This window comes from Metabacillus niabensis, from assembly GCF_902829255.1.
Lineage (GTDB): Bacteria > Bacillota > Bacilli > Bacillales > Bacillaceae > Metabacillus > Metabacillus niabensis.
Window position 1 is genome coordinate 1 of the sequence record NZ_CADEPK010000418.1, and the last position, 3159, is coordinate 3159.

5 protein-coding genes are annotated in these 3159 nt (G+C 32.1%); 2 read left to right on the forward strand and 3 right to left on the reverse strand.

All coding sequences use genetic code 11. From position 1 onward, the window contains the following. Positions 1-73 precede the first annotated feature (73 nt). The gene (locus tag HU235_RS23090) at positions 74-697 is read left to right on the forward strand and encodes a trimeric intracellular cation channel family protein (RefSeq protein ID WP_095302323.1); all 624 of its coding nucleotides are present in this window, start codon (positions 74-76) and stop codon (positions 695-697) included. 89 nt (positions 698-786) lie between these two features. On the opposite strand, the gene HU235_RS23095 is transcribed toward HU235_RS23090, so the two are convergent. After that, complete coding sequence (locus tag HU235_RS23095; RefSeq protein ID WP_174881729.1) at positions 787-1131, reverse strand: hypothetical protein; 345 nt, start codon at positions 1129-1131, stop codon at positions 787-789. Between the two features lie 244 nt (positions 1132-1375). Between HU235_RS23095 and HU235_RS23100 the strand changes: the two genes are divergently transcribed. Beyond that, entirely contained in the window at positions 1376-1741 is a 366-nt protein-coding gene (locus HU235_RS23100) for a hypothetical protein (protein WP_174881730.1), read from the forward strand. A 69-nt stretch (positions 1742-1810) separates the two neighbouring features. Here HU235_RS23100 and HU235_RS23105 read toward each other — a convergent pair whose 3' ends face one another. Together HU235_RS23105 and spoVK are read right to left on the reverse strand one after the other, a co-directional pair. After that, the gene (locus tag HU235_RS23105) at positions 1811-2146 is read right to left on the reverse strand and encodes a hypothetical protein (protein WP_174881731.1); all 336 of its coding nucleotides are present in this window, start codon (positions 2144-2146) and stop codon (positions 1811-1813) included. 134 nt (positions 2147-2280) lie between these two features. Further along, positions 2281-3159, reverse strand: an 879-nt coding sequence (spoVK, locus tag HU235_RS23110) for a stage V sporulation protein K (RefSeq protein WP_174881732.1), incomplete at its 5' end; no start/stop codon positions are given.

Here is a 3159-nt window from a genome sequence, read left to right on the forward strand (position 1 = left end):
CTTTTTATAGAGGAGGATTAAAATCATCTCGAATAGGATGAAGTTATTTTTTTAAATGTGGAGGATAAATTGAATGACCTGGGACGTTTTAAGTATTATCGGAACAATTGCGTTTGCAATAAGTGGTGCAATTGTTGCTATGGAAGAGGAATATGATATTTTAGGCGTATATATTTTAGGAATCGTGACCGCATTTGGAGGTGGAGCGATTCGAAATTTATTAATTGGGGTTCCTGTAACTGCTTTATGGGAGCAAGGCTTTCTCTTTCAAATAGCCCTTTTTGCTATGACTATTGTCTTTCTATTTCCTAATAAATTATTAAAGCATTGGGCAAAATGGGGAAATTTCACCGATGCAATTGGTTTAGCTGCCTTTGCAATTCAAGGGGCACTTTATGCAGTAGAGATGAATCACCCGACAAGTGCAGTAGTTGTTGCTGCAGTCCTAACTGGAAGTGGTGGAGGAATCATTCGCGATTTGCTGGCAGGTCGGAAACCATTAGTTCTCAGAGATGAAATTTATGCATTTTGGGCAATTTTTGTAGGACTTATAATCGGATTTGAACTCGTAAAACAATCTTATGAATTATACCTACTATTTATTTGTATCGTTATTCTAAGAGTGCTCTCATATACATTTAAATGGAAGTTACCAATAAGAAGTATACATCCTTCGAAAAATCAATCTGCTTTATAATTAAGCTATGCTTAAAGTCCCTAGGTTTCAATAACCTTATTAAAATATGAAAAAGAGGAAACACGATCATATTGTGTTTCCTCTTTTTATTAACTAATTTTTTGTAAAGGAAATACAATTTTTGACTGTTTAATTTTGCTTTTTATATAGGTTTGTGTTGTATCAAATTGTTCTGCTACATATTTTATTGCCCCATAATATGTTCTGGCGTTTTCCATTTCTTCATGAACAATATATTCATATATAGCCGCTTCAATATCATAGAAAAATGGTAAAAGGGCTCTATTTCTTAAAAGAATTTGATAAATCCGTTCTATAAAATAAGAGTTTTTATTAAATCTATCTGATAATTGGTCAAGGACAAAATGATTAAGAGCTATATTCCGTTCAACGAGTAATTTAATTTCTTCTAAAAGTAATTTGATATCATTCATGATAATCACTCCTTCTTATATCTTGTATTTTATCAATAGTCGCGTCTTTTTGAAAGCGTTATCACCATTGATTTCAATAGCATTTTTCGAATGATATTGAAATTTTAATGCCTTTTTTATATATCTTCACTATAATTGAATATTTTGCTTCATATACGATTGAGGATAGCAATTGGGTGCACAATGCAAATTTGCATGAATATGATAAGGTGAACGATTCTTACTTAAAAGGAGTGATGAATTCGTGAGATGGAAAAATTATGGACTCTGGGTGTCTATTGCATCTGTTCTATATATGGTGTTAAAGGATCTCGGGTATCAAATTGACCTAACAAGATGGGAAACTTATGTGACGGCCATTCTTGGTATTCTCGTTTCACTAGGGGTCATCTCAAATCCTGAAAACGGGAAAGGCTATTTTACTCTAAAATCTGCAAAATCTGCTACAAATACTCCTCCTGAAGAAGATCCGGAAATAAGTTCCGTAACTTCAAGAACACAAGCTGGAACGGGAGAATATATTGAAACAGATTCCGTAGATTATGATGCGAATCTTAATGGTGATCAAGAAGATTTTCATGATAGAAAATATATTCCATATGAAAAGTAATGACCATATTTATATATAAACGAATAATAGGTAAGGGGGATTTCATAAAACTTACATCCCCCTTACCTATTATTTTATTTTTTCTATTTTAATAATCCCTTCTACATGATTCTCAGATTCAACATATGCTTTAATTCTATCATTCACTTGAATTGAGTCATCAATAGGAACTTTAACATTTTTCTTATTAAAGACGATTTTCGTTTTACCATCTATAGATTCACCATAATAATCATTCCCTTTAATATCTGTTATGACATAAGTAAATGTTTTATATGGTGATGTAACTTCTTCCTCTGTATTAGTTGGATTTGAAACTGGCTCTTTGACTGGTTTAGACGAATAGAAATAAAGGATGGCTAACAATACGACTAAAACGAATAGTATATACACTTTTGCTTTCATCATAACCTCCAAAAATTTGAATCTGCTATATCATGTATGATGAAAGGATATAAATAAGAACATCTAATTTAATAGAATTCTTCTTTTTCTAAACGTTCTCGCAAACTTGGGTTGGCCTGAGTTCGCTTTACTTTTTATATTTTATCATTATTAACCTTCTCTTCGGAAAAAACTAAGTCTTGACCCTTTATTGTTAAAAGGTCGTCACGATTATATTTATCCGTAAGTAATAAACGCATTGCTTGTGATCGAATTGATTTTTCGATGATGTTCCGAACATATCTACCATTACTAAATTTAGTAGGATGTACCGTGGATTTTACCGTCATTAAATGTTCTTTAAGCTTCAGCATTGCCTCATCATTGAGCTGATACTCTCTTTCAGTTACCATACGACGAGATATTTCCATTAAATCATCAACAGAATAATCTGGGAAATTAATCACTAATGGAAACCTTGATAATAATCCAGGATTTAATGATAAAAAATTATCCATTTCTTTAGGATATCCTGCTAAAATCAAAACAAAATCATGCTGCTTATCCTCCATATGTTTTACTAATGTATCAATCGCTTCCTTTCCAAAATCCTTTTCACCACCTCTTGCTAGTGAATAGGCTTCATCGATAAACAAAATTCCTCCAAGTGCTTTTTTTATTAAATCCCTTGTTTTTTGAGCGGTGTGACCTATATATTCGCCAACTAAATCTGCTCTTTCAGCTTCGATTAGATGTCCTTTCGATAGGACATTCATTTGAAAAAATAATTTTCCAACTAAACGTGCTACCGTTGTTTTACCAGTACCGGGATTTCCTTTAAACATCATATGAAGAGCTTGCTTTCCTGCTTTTAAACCTTGTTCCTCTCGTTTCTTATTAATATAAATCCATGCATATATTTCTTTTATCATTCTTTTCATTTCAGACATGCCAACTAATGAACTCATCTCATTTTCTATCTCTTTTAAAATTGAGTGTTTACTTTCAACTTTTGGAATTTTCAAGTCATAGGA

Bases quoted from the DNA above. Each gene is read 5' to 3' on its own strand.
- HU235_RS23090 (WP_095302323.1), top strand. From the start codon at position 74: ATGACCTGGGACGTTTTAAGTATTATCGGAACAATTGCGTTTGCAATA.
- HU235_RS23095 (WP_174881729.1), bottom strand. From the start codon at position 1,131: ATGAATGATATCAAATTACTTTTAGAAGAAATTAAATTACTCGTTGAA.
- HU235_RS23105 (WP_174881731.1), bottom strand. From the start codon at position 2,146: ATGAAAGCAAAAGTGTATATACTATTCGTTTTAGTCGTATTGTTAGCC.